Annotated in this window: 15 protein-coding genes; 8 read left to right on the top strand and 7 right to left on the bottom strand. The window is 46.5% G+C overall.

The window, feature by feature from the left end:
* Window positions 1-122: 122 nt before the first annotated feature.
* The 5 genes from AC0YN7_RS28280 to AC0YN7_RS28260 all read right to left on the bottom strand — a co-directional run bounded on the left by AC0YN7_RS28280 (window position 123) and on the right by AC0YN7_RS28260 (window position 6,344).
* Window positions 123-1,145, bottom strand: coding sequence for a Gfo/Idh/MocA family protein (locus AC0YN7_RS28280; RefSeq protein WP_475813354.1), 1,023 nt, complete (start codon window positions 1,143-1,145; stop codon window positions 123-125).
* Window positions 1,142-1,942 (bottom strand): sugar phosphate isomerase/epimerase family protein, encoded by an 801-nt coding sequence (locus tag AC0YN7_RS28275; protein ID WP_475813353.1) that lies wholly within the window; start codon window positions 1,940-1,942, stop codon window positions 1,142-1,144. Before AC0YN7_RS28275 ends, AC0YN7_RS28280 begins: the two co-directional genes overlap by 4 nt.
* Window positions 1,943-2,145: 203 nt before the next feature.
* Window positions 2,146-3,105 (bottom strand): hypothetical protein, encoded by a 960-nt coding sequence (locus AC0YN7_RS28270; protein ID WP_475813352.1) that lies wholly within the window; start codon window positions 3,103-3,105, stop codon window positions 2,146-2,148.
* A gap of 6 nt (window positions 3,106-3,111) precedes the next feature.
* Complete coding sequence (locus tag AC0YN7_RS28265; RefSeq protein WP_475813351.1) at window positions 3,112-5,277, bottom strand: DUF6259 domain-containing protein; 2,166 nt, start codon at window positions 5,275-5,277, stop codon at window positions 3,112-3,114.
* A gap of 233 nt (window positions 5,278-5,510) precedes the next feature.
* A complete protein-coding gene (locus AC0YN7_RS28260; protein ID WP_475813350.1) occupies window positions 5,511-6,344 on the bottom strand; it encodes an AraC family transcriptional regulator in 834 nt (277 codons plus the stop codon).
* A 240-nt stretch (window positions 6,345-6,584) separates the two neighbouring features.
* Here AC0YN7_RS28260 and AC0YN7_RS28255 point away from each other — a divergent pair, with 240 nt between their 5' ends.
* Genes AC0YN7_RS28255 through AC0YN7_RS28240 form a run of 4 tightly spaced genes read left to right on the top strand, consistent with a single transcriptional unit; the run spans window position 6,585 to window position 7,695 of the window.
* Window positions 6,585-6,863, top strand: coding sequence for a hypothetical protein (locus AC0YN7_RS28255; RefSeq protein WP_475813349.1), 279 nt, complete (start codon window positions 6,585-6,587; stop codon window positions 6,861-6,863).
* A 19-nt stretch (window positions 6,864-6,882) separates the two neighbouring features.
* On the top strand, window positions 6,883-7,080 hold the full coding sequence (locus AC0YN7_RS28250; protein WP_475813348.1) for a hypothetical protein: 198 nt from the start codon (window positions 6,883-6,885) through the stop codon (window positions 7,078-7,080).
* Window positions 7,077-7,508: a right-handed parallel beta-helix repeat-containing protein gene (locus AC0YN7_RS28245; protein WP_475813347.1), complete on the top strand. Its 432-nt coding sequence runs from the start codon at window positions 7,077-7,079 to the stop codon at window positions 7,506-7,508. Before AC0YN7_RS28250 ends, AC0YN7_RS28245 begins: the two co-directional genes overlap by 4 nt.
* Complete coding sequence (locus tag AC0YN7_RS28240; protein ID WP_475813346.1) at window positions 7,486-7,695, top strand: hypothetical protein; 210 nt, start codon at window positions 7,486-7,488, stop codon at window positions 7,693-7,695. Before AC0YN7_RS28245 ends, AC0YN7_RS28240 begins: the two co-directional genes overlap by 23 nt.
* A gap of 34 nt (window positions 7,696-7,729) precedes the next feature.
* Here the strand turns inward: AC0YN7_RS28240 and AC0YN7_RS28235 are convergent, their stop codons facing one another.
* The gene (locus tag AC0YN7_RS28235; protein WP_475813345.1) at window positions 7,730-7,918 is read right to left on the bottom strand and encodes a helix-turn-helix transcriptional regulator; all 189 of its coding nucleotides are present in this window, start codon (window positions 7,916-7,918) and stop codon (window positions 7,730-7,732) included.
* Between the two features lie 100 nt (window positions 7,919-8,018).
* The gene (locus AC0YN7_RS28230; protein WP_475813344.1) at window positions 8,019-10,271 is read right to left on the bottom strand and encodes a helix-turn-helix transcriptional regulator; all 2,253 of its coding nucleotides are present in this window, start codon (window positions 10,269-10,271) and stop codon (window positions 8,019-8,021) included.
* Window positions 10,272-10,499: 228 nt separating this feature from the next.
* Between AC0YN7_RS28230 and AC0YN7_RS28225 the strand changes: the two genes are divergently transcribed.
* From AC0YN7_RS28225 to AC0YN7_RS28210, 4 genes are read left to right on the top strand one after another with little or no spacing between them, the layout of a single operon-like run.
* A complete protein-coding gene (locus tag AC0YN7_RS28225) occupies window positions 10,500-11,408 on the top strand; it encodes an ABC transporter permease (RefSeq protein ID WP_475813343.1) in 909 nt (302 codons plus the stop codon).
* A gap of 12 nt (window positions 11,409-11,420) precedes the next feature.
* Window positions 11,421-12,287, top strand: coding sequence for a carbohydrate ABC transporter permease (locus AC0YN7_RS28220; RefSeq protein WP_475813342.1), 867 nt, complete (start codon window positions 11,421-11,423; stop codon window positions 12,285-12,287).
* Window positions 12,288-12,344: 57 nt separating this feature from the next.
* Window positions 12,345-13,862 (top strand): extracellular solute-binding protein, encoded by a 1,518-nt coding sequence (locus AC0YN7_RS28215; protein ID WP_475813341.1) that lies wholly within the window; start codon window positions 12,345-12,347, stop codon window positions 13,860-13,862.
* A 42-nt stretch (window positions 13,863-13,904) separates the two neighbouring features.
* Window positions 13,905-16,103: a DUF4838 domain-containing protein gene (locus AC0YN7_RS28210; protein WP_475813340.1), complete on the top strand. Its 2,199-nt coding sequence runs from the start codon at window positions 13,905-13,907 to the stop codon at window positions 16,101-16,103.
* Window positions 16,104-16,150: the final 47 nt, after the last annotated feature.

The raw sequence follows: 16,150 nt of genomic DNA, 5'->3' as shown, positions 1-16,150 counted from the left end.
CAACGCAAGCTGCAGCCGGTTCGCCGATGTGATCGTCAGCTGCAATGAAGCAGAAGTCATAGAAGCAAAACGCACACTTGCAATGCCGGCTACAGCTTGCAAAGTGTACGTTTTTGTGTTGTTTATTCCAAGTTGATGAAATTGCCGGTTGCTTTCGATTCGAACGCGGCCAAAATGACCTGAAGAGACCGCAGCCCTTCCTCGCCCGAAATTTCCGGCGGCGTCTTGGTAAGGATGCTGTTGACGAAGGCATCAATGACGCCACTGTACGTTTGTTTCTCGTTCGTTGCGATCGCGCCTACCTTGTACCGTTCGATCGTCCCGTCTCGCAGTTCCACGATCACTTGGTCTTCCGGGTGAGTTCCGATCTTCATCACTCCGTTCTCGCACCAAAGCACCGTGCTGTTGTCCTGACCTTTGTAATACGTCCAGCTGGCGGCAAGCGTGCCAATGGTTCCGCTCTTCATCCGCAACAAGCAGATGGAGTTGTCGTCAACATCCGTGCCTGCTTTATGCAACGTTTCGACAAAAGCGGCAACTTCGCTTACTTCGTCGTCCAGCAGCCAGCGGATCAGGTCGGACTTATGGACGCCCAGGTCACCCATAGCGCCCATTACGGCTTCGGCCTTGCGGAAAAACCAGCTGTTTCGGCCGTCCAAGCTCCAGCCTTCCGGGCCGGGATGGCCGAATGAGGTGCGGAATGTCAGCACTTTGCCGAGTCGTCCGGACACCAAAATTTCTTTCGCTTTCACATGAGGTGGCATCAGCCGCTGGTTTTGGCCGACCATCAGATAAACGCCGTTGCGGTGGGCAGCCTCGATCATGGCTAAACCTTCTGCGGCGGTTGTCGCCATCGGCTTTTCAACCAGTACATGAGCGCCGGCGTTTGCAGCGGCAATTGCGGCAGGAGCGTGCAGATCGTTCGGTGTACAAACGCTGACCGCATCAACCTTTACATTTTTCAGCATGGTTTCATAATCGGCAAAAGCTTGTGCTTTGTACGTTTCAGCCAGCTTTTCCGACCGCTCGGTGACAGGGTCGCTAAAAGCAACCAGCTCTACATTCGGGTTTTGCGCATACTCCGGGACATGGCGCCGGATGGCGATCGCACCGCAGCCGATGACGGCGATTCTCAATTTGCTCAAGGTTGCACGTCTCCTTCAGGTTTTGATAATGAAACAGGATAATGCTGCTTCAACCAGCGCAGGCTGTTTGCGACACATTCGAGCGGCGGCTTCTGGCAGCTGTCCTGCTCGATGATGAGCCATTTGACCCCGGCCGCGCCCGAAGCGGTGATGACAGCCGGCAAGTTTACTTCGCCTTGTCCCAGTTCAAGCGTGTGCATCCGATTGTCCGCACTGCGATTGAAGTCTTTCAGATGCAGCAGCGGCAGCCTTCCCGCATAACGGCCAATGTAATCAAGCAGATCATGCTTCGCGTACTGCACCCAGCAGACGTCCATCTCAGCCTGCACCTCATCCACGCCGGTGGAAGCGTACAAGGCATCAAAAACAACCTGCCCGCCGATCCTGCTCTCGAACTCAAATGCGTGGTTATGATAGCCGAACTGCAGACCGTGCTTGCGCACCTCTGCGCCAACCTCCTGAAAGTATGCGAACAAGCGGGTCCAGTCTTCCTCAGTCTTCCTTTCGCTATTAGGCACAATTGGGCAAATCAGATATTGTCCGCCGATGGTTTTCAGATACTCGATTTCGCCAAACAAATTATTGCGGATATTGGATAGACTTACGTGACTGCCGATCGCTTTCAGGCCGAGTTCATCGAGCAGCGCGCGCAGCTCTACAGCCGGCGTGCCGAAGTATCCGGCGAATTCGACGCCTTCATAACCGAGCTCCGCTACTTTGCTTAGCGTTCCAGCCGGATCGGCGGCCATATGATCCCGTAGGGTGTACAACTGTAATCCAATGCCCATACGTTGCAATGCCGTCACCTCTTTCGTAAAGTAAATTGCTAATAGACTTCTTTGTAACCGGAATAACGCCGCAAATTGGGAACGCCTTGCTGGCATGGCCGGCGCCGTTAGGGCTGTTTCGGAATTTTGCTAACAAGATGTTCCCTGAGATGGCAACTATGGCGACCATGCGCTGCATAACAGGAATCGTCGCTTAAATGGCATTGATCGCTTCAGTTTACCGTGTTAAGGACATATTTGGCTTTTTGCAACCAGACATCACCCGGACTGACGCTGCATTCTCCGGAGAAGTCGAAGTACAATTTGTTGTAGAGCTCCGCATTCGAGACGTGATGATTTTCATTCGGCAGCCATACGTTCCGTTCTTGAATCTCCAGTTCGGCGGAAATCCCAGACGATGTTCCCCATGCCATCACTTTCCTGATACCGGGACGTTTCCGATTCGCTTCATGGGTAAATCCATCCCTGGATATATCGTAAGCTTCAGGATCGGAATCGCAGCATAGGCGATCGGTTATTTGGTCGGCCGAAGCCCCGAGTAATTTCCGTTTGATCGGCAGCATGGCGAAATAGGAGCGGCTCAGCGCCGTGTCGACAAGCCATTCGATCTCTTGGTCCAGGCAAATCCGGCTGGAATGGATGCGAAACAATTTGCAATGTTTGGCTACGGGGATGCTTCTTGTCGGATCTACAATCCATTGTCCTGCCGATAGATGCTTGATATCCCGGAATAATCGGGAATGAGAAATAAAAGTGATGGATCTGCATGTAAATGTACCGGGAATGCTCGGATCCTGCTCCACATCGTCGAAGAAAAAACGGGCGTTTAACATAATCTCGTCCCCGTGGGCATTTCCTCCCATGAAATCCGAGGCGTCCTTTTCCATGATTGCGCATTCCCATTCGCCTCCGTGCACGATCGGACCTGATCTGACGCTCGCAAACGAATACGCGCCGGTTCGTTCGACCTCGTACACCTCATGCATTCGCCATACATCCAAGTTATGATTCGGTTTGACGGCATCTGCATCGAATGGAACCTGAAATCGCTTCAACTGATAATGAAGATAACGGTTGCTTTTCGGATTCGTTCCTTTGATATAAAAATGTATTGCGTTTGTCTGCTTAATGACAACAAGCTCAATAGGATCGCTGTTCATTTCCGGCATCATTGCCCCTTACATCTCGTCGTAAAGAATATGAATGAAAGCCAGTTTTGCCGATGCTGCGGTGATCTGCATAATCGGCTCTCCCTCGTGCGTCAACGGAGTGACACTGAGTATTTTGCAATTTGAAGCCGGCTCGCCTTCGTGAGAATCTGTCGCTAACTCATACAGAACAGCACTCTTCACAGTCCGTTCCTTCGGTTTGAAATCGATCGTCCATGCCGATTCCGGATTCCGGCTGCATACGGTTATGATCGTTTCCCGATTTTCAAAACGGAAGGTCTTTGCCGTTACTCCAGACGTCGAATGAACGATTTCGGTATCATCAAGAAATGTTCCTTGGCCGTAAAGATCCAGCCACTGCTTTCGCAGCCGAACAACCTTCATCACGTAGTTCAGCATGTCGGGATCGCTATGGAACGTATTGTCATTTTCAAGGTCATACATCCACAAGTAGCATCCGATCAAAAACGCCCGGTCGATCATGTCCCGGGAAACCTGGGAGACGTGTACTGGACGCATGGCCTGCTTTTTAGAAGGGTAAATCATATCGATCAGCCTCTGATCGGGGAACGTATACCGGTACAATTCCGGAAAAGCTCCGCTATGGTGATAAAAAAATGTCGAGATCAGCTGCCCGCATATTTTGTTTCCGTGAATGTCGGTAACACCCTCGTACATCGAGCCGATGGCGAACCGTTCATTGACCTGGTCTAGAAACTGTCCATATCCGATATTCCATCCGTCGTGGCGGTGGTTATGATCCGCGCGAAAGCAAAACGGCGGCGGTGACATTCCCAACTGATCGAAGTACATCGAGTCCGCCCCTATTTTGTCCACCAAAAAGCGAACCGTTTCGAACAAATAGTGCCGCCAGCCTTCCGATCCATTGCATAAGACGGCAAAAGAAAGGTTGTCGTCGCCGTAACGTTCGATCTTCATAAGTCCGGTACGGTTGTGCACGGCATAATCATCTCTTAATGATGCAAGCTCCTCATACTTCATATTCAATAATTTCGAATTGATGTAAAACGCCACATGACCGCCGTTCCGGCGAATCGCCTGAACATGTTCAGCCAGCTCCTCGGCGGTGCCCAGTTCCGGGTCGGGCCGATAAATCGGGAAGCCATGGTCGAAACCATCGACATGCCAGCCGGACAGGAGCAGATGATTGAGTCCCATTTGCTTTGCTTGCTCATAGAGTCGGGGCAAGTCCCGAAACTTATGAACAATTGTTCCATCCTGATATTTGAAGTCATAATGGGCTACGAGTCCGGCACTCTTTGCAAACCATTCCGGAACGGCGATCTCGCGTTCGCTGCCGACTCCCTTCCGCCATCCCCGGTACCGATCCGCCCCCCAATGCCAATCTCCCGGATGAATTGCAACGGCATATCGTCCCGAATTCCATGTTTCTTCATTTTCCAGGAATGGATACCGAATGGCATAGAAGCCCATGCCCGGCTCGGCGGGGCCGAACGTTTCGCAATGCAAGCCTGCCACATGAAATTGCTCATCGTAGGAGGCAAGATAGAGGCCATGGCTGTCACTGTAATAATCCAGCCACATCATGGAAAGAGGCCCGGAATATCGATGCTCCCGAACAAACGAACCGTCCTTTTCCCTTTTTGAATTGACTCCGTTTAAATAGTAGTTGTACTTGTAATCCTGCCACTTCCAATGGATGATGGAAGGGGGGGAGGCGTATGTTTCCACCGCATTCGTAATTTTTTCACCGGCATTGAACGGATAGACAAGTGTATCGTCTTGCCACGTCTCTCCCCAGTACACGCCGAATAAGCATGGAAAACGAACCTCTTCCACGACGATATCCGGTTCCTGGTGCTCCAACCGGATCGTCCAAACCGTCTCCGGATCGCCCGGAACAATCCGGACGCCGATCTCCACGGCAATGTGAAGATCCCCGACGGGGGAGTGAAGGTATTCGTACCGCATCCGAATGTCAGTGATGCCTTCCTCAGACGAGGCTAAACTGATGTACGGTTTCAGCTTGTTATTGACCGCCGCTTCGCGAGAAGCCGGGGCTCCGACACAAAACGGCTCTTCGCTGCCTTTTCTCAGCATCAGAGCGAACGGCATACTGCGATTGCGAAACCAATTTTTCAACAGATTTTCGCCGGTAATGTTGTTCACGAGCTCCACAAGTTCGCCTGTCACGCTGTCAAAGGCAAGACCGACGTATTGGTTTTCCAGGCGAATTTTCCGCTTATTCATCTGATTCCTCCTGTCCATCTTTTGTGTGATTTAATCATGATTATCTTGCCATTCGAAGGGGCTCATTCGTCTCCTTTATCCACAAATAATCAGATTAATTGATTCTACAGGGGACATTTTAATATATAATCGTGCGGTCATCCATGAGTGGAAAAATTGTTATTTGAACAATTCAATCAATAATAAATTTGCCTGGAGCGAAGAATCATCTCCCTGAGCGGCATGAATGCAACGGGGTGTCCTTTCTGAACGGCTGATGGTGCAAGTCCGGTACATGTTTTAAAGACGCGGTGGAAATGGGATTGTTCGCAAAACCCGAGATGATCGGATATTTCCGCTATCGTCATCCCGCTGTTCTTGAGCAGCTCACTGGCTACGGATACTTTGACTTGACGAATGTATTCAACCGGGGTTTGTCCAAGCGTTTCTTTGAACAATTTGGTTACATGATTTGGCGAACGCTCAATGTGATCGGCGAGATCGGACAGGCGGAGCGGTTTGCAATGGTTGTGAATAATGTAGGACTGCAGCCGATTCATCAGATCCTGCTTGACCGCGGACACGCCTTGTTTCCGGGAATGTTCCTGAATGACCCACCCGAGCAGCTCAGTCAAGATTCCTTCGCAAATCAGCTCGTTGCCGGACGTTTGGTTGAACCATTGCATTAAAAGGACGGAAAACCGCTGCTTAAAGTAGATTTCGTTTTGGATTTTGCAGGTAAAGAAGCCGTTTGCCCTCAAAGGAGCAAGAGCGGCATCCGCATTTCCTGTGGAAGTGAAGTGGGTGGAATATTTCTGGTGCAGCTCTTTGTCTTCGTTTTGACAGGAACGGCTCGTTCCGGCCGGAATGAACATCACGTCGCCTTGCTTCAGCTCGACGACTTGATCCAAAAGATGGTAGACTACCTTTCCGCTTGTTACGAAAATCAGAATATGATGCGGCACTTTTTTGTCGTTGATGCTCCATTTTTCGATGCGATCGTCATAAATGACAGATTTGATAGAAAGCATGTAACGGCCTCCTTGAGATTTTTTTTGAAGGTTAATGATTGAATTATATAAAAAGCTTTGTTATTGTTCATGGTCCCTGTGGTAATATTCATATTAAGATTTTAGCATATGATCGGATCGATAGGGGGGATTGGATGAGTGAATTGTTTAAATGATGAATATGGTTAATAACTCAAAAATGAGGTTTTCAAGGATAAATAAGGGTGAAAAGGGTATTCCGCTCTTCCCGTTTTACTGATTGTGTTTGCTCTGCTGCTAGCAGCTTACACAGGCCAGGATAACGGAAGCCGCAAGGAAGCGGAACGGGCAAAAAATGATGTGAATAGGAAGGAGCCTGTAGAGCTATCGATCTGGCAGACCGTATCGAATGTGAGCGAAGAACAGTTTATGAAGGATTACGGCATCAAGATCAAAGAACATTTCCCGGAAGTGATTTTGCGATATATCGCTTATACGGGAAAGGGCACGACAATTAACGACCTGATCACCGCCGGTCAAGTACCGGATCACCGGTATTAAAGCCCGATCGAACGTTACGTTGAAAGGAGAAAACGCAGGCGCTTCGATATTAATCAATACGGCAACGAACGGAATGAATGCGATCGAGTACAAACCAGCGCAGGAAACGCCATATAACCCGGACAATGTAGACATGCTCGCCAACTTTTGGATTGAGGATCTGGGCGTTCACGGCAATCCGCAATCCGGGGCCGAGTGTATCTGCTTTTTACGATGAAACGCGGTCGAGGGAAATCCGGTTTGAACCGGTGCGTCATCCGAAGTCACGGCGGGGTCGGAGTCTATTGGCGCTATGGCGACTCCTTGTCCTTGACCGATTGCGATATTGGAAAGAATGGATCTCATGGCGTGCACTGTTTTGAATTCAGTAATGTGATGACCGTGACCGGCGGTGTAATTCACGAGAATGGCGGCAACGGTATTTATTGGAACCATGTCGCGTCGAACTGTACCGTTTTCGGCTGCTCAATCCATGACAACGCCAAAGCCGGAGTGCTGGCGCAAAACGCCGAACAGCCGTCCATTCTGTTCTGCGCGTTCAACCGCAACGGCAAAATTCACGAATTTGCCGGGCGTACAGCTCACCGGGGCCGACCGAAAAAAGGTGGTGGCGGCTACGGTCATGGGCTGTTTATTCGGGGATAACGCACCGAACGAGTACGATATTTCCTGCAGCTACTTAGAAGGAGCCAATATATATAATAACTATTTCTATGGTGTGAACAGCGGCCAACCGGCCTATATCCGGTTGGCGATATGGGCCAAGGGGGCGAGCATCCGAGGCAATTACTGGTACACGACCAAAGGCGGTTCATATATTCCGTTGGGGTAAGACCCATTTGCTTCTTAAACAATCGGCAAAAATATTATTCATCTGGGTAACCCACTAGATGGGCGACCTCCATAATGGAGGTAGGAGTATGAGCTAATAAGCTCAACGATTTATTTAAGCGCAACATCGTAAGGTACTTATGAGGGGCTAATCCCGTATGCTTCCGAAACACCTGATATAACCGACTTGGACTTAAACCCGATAATCGTGCGAGCTTGTCCATAGAAGAGAAAGCTCACGGAACTGTAGCAGCGAATCCATACTTTTTCACGTCCTTGCAAATTAAAAAGACTGGAACTATTACCCCTCCTCTTCTTGACGAATTAGTTTCTTTTCCGATACTCACCCGGCGGATACCCCGTAAACTTCTTGAAGTTCCGGATAAAAGAATTCACACTGAGGTACCCTACTCGCTGCGCCACCTCGTGAACCTTCAAATCGGATGTCTCCAGCAGCTCGGCTGCTTTTTTCATTCGATAGGTTTGCACATAATCGCTAAAATTCATTCCCATCCTTTCTTTGAAATAAGTGGATAAATAGGAAGCCGTTATTTTCAAATGATCAGAGATGATATCTAATGAGATATCGTCGCCATAATGATTATCAATGTAGGTCAGAACGAAGTCACATATCGGATCTATTTGATCCTTTTTATGGTCGTATAGGATACAGGCCGCTGCCACAAGCTGCTCCAGATATCGATCAAACGCCTCTAAGGTATAACAATCATGGGGCTTCTCATCCTGTATGGTTTCTAACAGACGATCCCGTTCAGCAGGCGAGAAGCTTTTCAACAATTGCTGGGAAAAACTTTGGGCAAATCGAACGAAATACTCAACGGATGCTTCCTTTTTATCCAGTAAAGCAAGCATCTTTCTGCCTATTCGCAATAACTCCTTCTCGTTTCCGGCCTCCATATGTGCTTGGAGCTCGTTTCTTTCCCAATCCTCAGGTATATCTCCTGTTATTTTAGTGGAAAAAGGGATAATCTGGGCATCCTCTCCTAATTTCCTCGACTCCAGTAATCGTAAAATGTGTCCATAGGTTTCTGTAAAAGCGGTCGGGTCTGTTTGATGCGGACTGACTGCGATCGTGATCAAGCAGTATAGCTGATCCATATCGAATATTTTCCTCAACCGTTGCAGATGTTCTTCGATCTGATTCGCCTCGTCACCCTTCAAGAAAATAAGGGTAAGGATTAAATTCTGCTCGATTTGGAAGGTTAACGAGTCGTTAAACGATTGCGAAATATGGGTATGGATCAGCTCTCTGATAAAGAAAGAAGCCTTCGGTATATGAATGTCGATTTGCTTTAGGTTATGGCTTCTAAAGGTTAAATGAAAACCGATCAGAACAAACGGTGTGTCAAAAGCCATATGCATCTTCAAATCTTGCGTGTTAGTGTGAATTTGTTTGAGATGATTGATGTACGCGTAATTTTTCAGAAGCGAGTTCTTCCGAGTCAAGTCCTGTTGGATATCGTGATGAGCTTGCGAAATATCCTTAATCTTTTCGCTAATGAAATCGAATTCTCTGATGCTGCTGTTTATAGGCATGGATACATGATGGTGTTGAATGGAATCCAGTATTTTGCGGATCGGATTGTTCAAGCGTTTCGTGAAAAAAATCGAGGCTCCGAGACTAAGTGCTATAGACAATAGGAGAAATCCAGCTAGCAGCCAGTTCAAACGCACGATTTTTGCTTTGATTTGTGAAGTGGGAATAACACTGAAATATGTATATCCGGTTTCCTTGCCCACCTGATAGTACAAGTAATTTTTGCCTTGCTGGATATATCCGGTCTTCTGACCGGAGGCCAGTAGAGAAGAGGGAATTGCTGAATAATCCGAATCAGAGGCATAAATAGTCGTGCCCGTTTCATCGGAAATAAACAGCTTTCCGTCTTTGGCCGGCTGATAAAAAGAAGCGAACATACTCCTGCTATTCAACAGAAGGATTAAGGAAAATTGGGGATTGAATTGATTTTTGACCAACACTGGGATGAATTGACCTCTATGGATCTTCTGTCCGAAAGATTTCATGAAAAATGCAGATTCGGGAAACAGCTTGAAGCTATAAGGCTTTGCTAGCTCCTGAAGCCAAAAATCCTTGGTATACACCTCGTTCCCATAATAATTGACGAACATTTCCTCGAAAGTCCTTGTCCCTTCCTTTTCAATCACGATCGAATGATCACCCAGTAAATAAATAAGGTTATCGATCATTAAATAGGAGTCCGCTAACATGGATTGAAGCTCGTTTCGAATGCGGTATAGCAGCATAGAGCTGATCGGCCCCCCGGTCGAACCGTTCAATAGCTTCGCATTTTCATTGACGTGCAGGCTCATTCCGAATTTTTTGATCGATAATATATGATTTTCATAATCATTAACGGTGGTATTCAGGTTAGCTTGACTTGTGTTCACGATTTCATTTTGTATGTTGTTGAGAAAAAAAGAGTTGGACATATAATTGAACGAAACCAGTATGACCACAATGATCATAAAGCTCGTCATTAACTTTATAAATAAGCTGCTGTTTTTGTGTTTAAGATATGTTTGCTTGAACAGCATCATGTTCATCCCCTTTTTTTCCATAATCATAGCATATTTCTGTGAGTTTTAGAGTCACGGCAAGCTAGCCATTTTATCGAATGTTATCCGATCTTTAAGTTTTTCGGCTTACGGATAGCCTTCTATAATGTTGAGCATTGTGATTACAGCCGGACCAAGTAAGATATGGTTACAAGGTTCGACAAACCGTTGTTAATGAAATTTGAAAGCTAAGGGGAGATCAGAAAGCCTATGCAGGATACCATGGCGCAAAAAATGATCAAGCACAAATATTTACTTCTAATGTTTCTGCCGTGCTTGTTGTATTACATTTTATTTAAATATGTTCCCATGTTCGGAATCGTCATTTCTTTCAAAAACTACAATCCTTTTGTAGGCGTTATGGGGAGTGAATGGGTCGGATTCAAATATTATTTCATGTTTTTTAACAACCCTGATCTTTTAAAGCTTTTAAGAAACACCTTCTTGCTGGGAATGTATAAATTGATTTTTGGATTCCCCGCACCGATTGTTCTCGCGCTTCTGCTTAATGAATTGAAGAATATGGTGTTCAAACGATTTGTGCAAACGATTAGCTATTTACCTCATTTTATCTCGAATGTCATAGTAGCCAGTATGGTTGTCATGTTCTTGTCTCCTTCAGGGGGCATTGTCAACAAGCTCATTGAAGCATTCGGTTTTGAAAAGATTAATTTTATGCTAATGCCGGATATGTTTCGTTCCGTGTATGTGCTTTCGGAAATCTGGCAGCATGTAGGATGGGAAACGATTCTATATTTGGCCGCACTAACTTCCATTGACCCGATGCTGTATGAAGCCTCTGAGATGGACGGCGCTTCGCGTCTGAGAAAGCTATGGCACATCACCTTACCGGGAATTGCACCTACTATTGTTATTCTACTTATTCTGAATGTTGGCAAAGTGATTGAGATTGGCTTTGAGAAGGTTTTCCTGCTCTACAATCCAGCCACCTACGAGACCGCGGATATTCTAAGCACCTATGTTTACCGGGTCGGACTCATGCAGGGTAACTTTAGTTACGCTTCGGCTATTGATATATTTACAGGGTTGGTCAGTTTAGTCTTTATTGTTTCAACAAACTATGCAAGCCGGAAGCTATCTGAAACAAGCTTATGGTGAAGGAGCTGTCTCATGAAATCAAGGATCTCTCTTTTTACGGTGATCAATGTTGTCGTTTTACTCGGTGTTGTTATTGTCACGCTGTATCCCTTCTTGTACATGATAGCCGTATCCTTAAGTAAGGATGTTTATGTGCTGAAGGGCGAGATTTCATTTTTTCCAAAAGGGATTAATCTGGATATGTACAAATTTGTTTTGAATGACCCCCGTATTTTAACAGGTTATGTGAATACGCTGATCTATACGATTGTGGGGACCGCCCTCTCCTTAATGATTACTTCACTGGGAGCCTATTCGCTGTCCAAGAGAGAGATGCCCTTCTTCAAAGCCTTCACTTTAATGATTGTGTTCACCATGTTTTTCAACGGAGGCATGATTCCAACCTTTCTTGTCGTCAAATCCTACGGGTTGATGGATACGCTATGGGGGATGGTATTGCCGGCGGTCGTAAGTACATGGAACCTGTTGATCATGAGAACGTTTTACAGCGGAGTTCCAGTAGAGCTGGAGGAATCCGGAAAGATCGATGGTTTAAATGAATTAGGCATTTTCTTTAGAATCGTCATGCCGCTGTCCAAGGCCATTTTTGCGACAATAGGACTTTTTTATGCCGTAGCCATGTGGAACAATTTCATGCTTCCGCTCTTATATTTACGTAATCCCGATCTGTTTCCGCTGCAGGTTATTTTACGGAATATCGTCCTGGCAGGCCAATTAAATTCTTCGGATGCTATGGGAATAGGAGGCGATCAGGTCATTGTGGAAGAATCCTTAAAGTATGCCACGATAATGGTAGCTACCTTGCCTATTCTCGCCGTGTATCCATTCCTGCAAAAGTATTTCGTTAAGGGGGTGATGATCGGGTCGATCAAAGGATAAAGGATTTCTTATTTGGTCTACATTTGGATGACGTAGTAAAAAAAAGGAGCGGTTGCAGTGAAAAAAGGATTATATATGTTCATGATGATCACGTTGAGTATGATATTAATTGCAGGCTGCAGTGAAAAGAAGCAAGAAGGCGGCCAGGCTGCGACAACCAATCCGGAGAAATCTGGAGCTTTGACGAAAAAGACGTTTACGATGTTAACCGATTCCAACCCCAGCTATCCTTACAATAAAGATTGGCTAGTCTGGAAGCTGATCGAGGAGAAAACAGGGGCCACATTTAATGTGCAAACACCTTCCGGTAAGATCGAGGATACGATTAACTTATCGATCGCCTCGGGAGATATGCCTGATCTGATGTTTATGTATAAAAGATCGGAGACTAATAAATTCGGACAACAGGGCGCTCTTGTCAACATTCTAGATTACAAGGCTGATATGCCGAATTTCACTAAATGGATGGAGAAATATCCGGAGATTGCGAAAGCGCAATTGGCGGCAGACGGGAAAATGTACATGTTTCCCAATGAAGGGTTCGGCGAAGCAAACCGAATGATTTGGATGTATCGACAGGATGTGTTCCAAAAGCATAACCTAACTGCTCCAACCAACTTCGATGAGCTGTATACCGTGCTCAAAAAATTGAAAGAATTGTATCCGAAGAGCTATCCATTCAGCTTCCGGCTTGGGAATAATCTGTTATTGCTTAAAGTGCTATCTGCTAACTTTCAAACCAACGAAAGCTTCTATCTCGACGGCGAAGCCGTCAAATACGGTCCGACCGAGGAAAGCTATCAAAAGATGCTTGGATATTTAAATAAGTTTTACAAGGAAGGTCTTATGCCTCCGGATTGGTTAACCGTTGATGCAAAGAAATGGCAGGATCTGATGTCTACGGAGCAATCGTTCGTTACGGTTGATTATATTGGCCGAATCGATTTCTTTAACGAGGCTTTGAGAAAAAGCAATCCTAACTTCAATCTGGCTTTCATGGTCCCCCCTATCGGTAATCAAGGAGGGAAAGCACAGAACGCTTATATGCACGTTGTCGATTCTGGGCTTACGGTTTCGATTAAATCCAAGCAAATCAAAGATATTATGCGAACGGTAGATTTCCTTTACAGCGAGGAAGGAAGATTGCTTTCCAGCTGGGGGACTGAAGGAAAAACCTATATAGTTGATAATGGAAAGAAAAAGATAAAGCCAGATTACAAGACAGCCGTAGATTTCCGTAAGGAAACGGGTCTAGCGACCAATGGTACTTATACATGGGTCGATTATGATGCCTATTTGTCCATGGCTTCCAAGGAGCTTCAAGATGCTTATGTCGAAGCCCGTAAGTATGATGCCCCCTACCGCAGCCTGCCTGATTTTAATCAAAAGGATTTGGAGACTATCACGACTACGGGTGCTGCAATCGACAAATATCGTGACGAGAATGTTATTAAATTCATCATCGGTGAACAGAGCTTGGACAACTGGAGCAACTATGTGAACAGCTTGAATAACCTCGGTCTCCCGAAGCTGCTGGAGCTGTATAAAACCGGATTTCTGAACAATTCCAAATAAAGCTCCGCAATCGAGGATAAAAACAGTTAAGGAGAATCCCCAATGATCCTCACCATATATGTGAACAAAGGGCCCTTTGACAGCACCCTGGAAGCAGCCTATTCGGAGCAGCAAGTGGATTGGTGGGATGATACCGACGAGCGAGCCGTGTATTGCACCGAATGTTTTGCTGCCGTAGAGCTTCAAAAACATCTACAGACGCTATTAGGTGATCATACCGTTGTTCGGATAGAGAACACTGAGCATGAATGGGCCCATGGAAAAGATAGAAACAATAGCATTTTCATCGGAACACTGCTCTCCAATCCTTATATAAGGGCTTTCGAAGCGGAAGGTTTGGTGCACGGTCACGAGCTGAACGATGAAAACGGCGAAGCCTTTCTGATCGAAACCCTGCAATCGGATGGAGAAAAGTATTGGGTATTATCTGGGGTAGGCAGCATCGGCAGCCTTTATGCTGTTTACGCATTTCTGGAGAAGCTCGGCTTCCAGTGGTACGCCCCTGGTGAAACAGGAGTCATCGCTCCAGAGCCTATCTCTCAACTTCCCGAGGTTCGATGTCAGGAAAGGCCAAGCTTCCGTACAAGGGGCTGCTATTCGGAATTCATCGACGACCGAAATACTGATTTAATCGATTGGATGGCACGTAATCGCATGAACTATGCCCATTTATTTACCTTAAAGAATCCACATGCGCTGAAGAAAAGGGGAATCCGTATTGCGGGAGGGGGCCACGATATCCTCTACAAGTATTTGGACCCGCTTGGCTCTTACCCTTACGAGCATCCCTTGTTTGGAGGAGAAGGTAAGCCGCAGGACCCCTATCCCCTAAGTCCGGAATACAAGGGGGATACCGACGGCGATGGGATACTTGCCTATGCGGAGTCCCATCCTGAGTGGTTTGCATTAGTAGATGGGGAAAGAAGATACTACCGCAGCCCTGAAGCATTAACAGAGCAATATTTTGCCGGAGACAATCATTGCATGACACATCCTGACGCATCGGATGAGCTCGCCAGAAACATCATTCATGCTCTTGTCGATGGCGATTTGAAGCATGTGGATGACTTAAACTTTTGGCTGCTGGATAACGGGAATTGGTGTTCCTGCGAGAGGTGCAGCAGCAGTGGCAATTATACGAGCCGGTTGATCCTACTCGTCCATCACTTGAGACAGAAACTCTGCCTTGCGATGGCAGAGGGCATTCTCAAGAGGAATGTCCGCATCCTGTTCCCGGCTTATCATGAGACGCTGGAGGCTCCTAATAGACCGCTTCCTGAAGCGTTTGACTACCGCAACTGCTTTGCTATATTTTTCCCTATCGAAAGATGTTATGTCCATACATTCAACAATAAGAGTTGCACAGAGACCAACCTACAGCTGCTTCATAATTATGAAAGCTGGACCGTGAATACTAACCGTCATTTTCAAGGGGAAATGTTTATAGGTGAATATTACGGTGTAAGGACGTTTGCCGCTATGCCGATTCTCTTAAGCCGCATCATAGCGATTGATATTCCTTATTACTACAAGACGGGTACCCGGCATTTCTATTATATGCATATGACGAGCGGAAGGTGGGGAATGCTCGCCCTCAACAATTACCTGCATTCGGCGCTCCTCTGGAATGTTGAAGCTGATACACGAGCCATCGTGGATACATATTTTGAACAATACTACGGGGAAGTTGCAGGCCTGATGAAATCCTTCTATGAGAAATTAGAAGCTGCTCTAAGCAATATCAAGTATTTAAAGCATTATCAGGGGATCAATGGAGAGAAACATGCCCTTTGGTTAAAGATCAAAGATCGCGAGGAAGACTTGTTTCCGTTCGAACACATGAAATATGAGGCCGCGGGAGAAACGGGTAACTCAGGAATTAGTCTAGTTGCTACCGTTGAGCAACTCCATGCTTGCAGAGCGATCCTGGATGCGGCCCTATTAGAGACGGAGAAGCCCATTATAGCTCAAAGGCTGCTAGAGGACGATATGCGATTCGACTATGGCCATACGATGATTATGTTCTATTACCGAATGATTCGTACGGTGACACTGCTGCAGGCGGATAATACGCCGCTTGCCAGAGCTGAGTTTGCTCATTGCCAGTTGTTTGCTGAGAAATTGAGAGCATCGAAGCTTCCGTTAGACAATTATGATTACAGTAAATATTACGATAGTGGTCTTGACGCAACATGGATCAAGGAGCATTACGAGCAGTTGCTTAACGAATTAATAGACTAGAGGATAGGTTTGGGGAGGATATACTGCATGACTGAGGGGTGAAAGGG

Source organism: Paenibacillus sp. J31R122 (assembly GCF_056269185.1).
The sequence above is the reverse complement of the archived record's forward strand: the minus strand, read 5'-3'. Positions and strand labels throughout refer to the sequence as shown.

What these genes read in the sequence shown, in the direction of transcription:
- AC0YN7_RS28270 (WP_475813352.1), bottom strand. Translation starts at nt 3,105, where the DNA reads ATGATGCCGGAAATGAACAGCGATCCTATTGAGCTTGTTGTCATTAAG.
- AC0YN7_RS28260 (WP_475813350.1), bottom strand. Translation starts at nt 6,344, where the DNA reads ATGCTTTCTATCAAATCTGTCATTTATGACGATCGCATCGAAAAATGG.
- AC0YN7_RS28245 (WP_475813347.1), top strand. Translation starts at nt 7,077, where the DNA reads ATGAAACGCGGTCGAGGGAAATCCGGTTTGAACCGGTGCGTCATCCGA.
- AC0YN7_RS28240 (WP_475813346.1), top strand. Translation starts at nt 7,486, where the DNA reads ATGGGCTGTTTATTCGGGGATAACGCACCGAACGAGTACGATATTTCC.
- AC0YN7_RS28235 (WP_475813345.1), bottom strand. Translation starts at nt 7,918, where the DNA reads ATGGACAAGCTCGCACGATTATCGGGTTTAAGTCCAAGTCGGTTATAT.
- AC0YN7_RS28230 (WP_475813344.1), bottom strand. Translation starts at nt 10,271, where the DNA reads ATGATGCTGTTCAAGCAAACATATCTTAAACACAAAAACAGCAGCTTA.
- AC0YN7_RS28225 (WP_475813343.1), top strand. Translation starts at nt 10,500, where the DNA reads ATGCAGGATACCATGGCGCAAAAAATGATCAAGCACAAATATTTACTT.
- AC0YN7_RS28220 (WP_475813342.1), top strand. Translation starts at nt 11,421, where the DNA reads ATGAAATCAAGGATCTCTCTTTTTACGGTGATCAATGTTGTCGTTTTA.
- AC0YN7_RS28210 (WP_475813340.1), top strand. Translation starts at nt 13,905, where the DNA reads ATGATCCTCACCATATATGTGAACAAAGGGCCCTTTGACAGCACCCTG.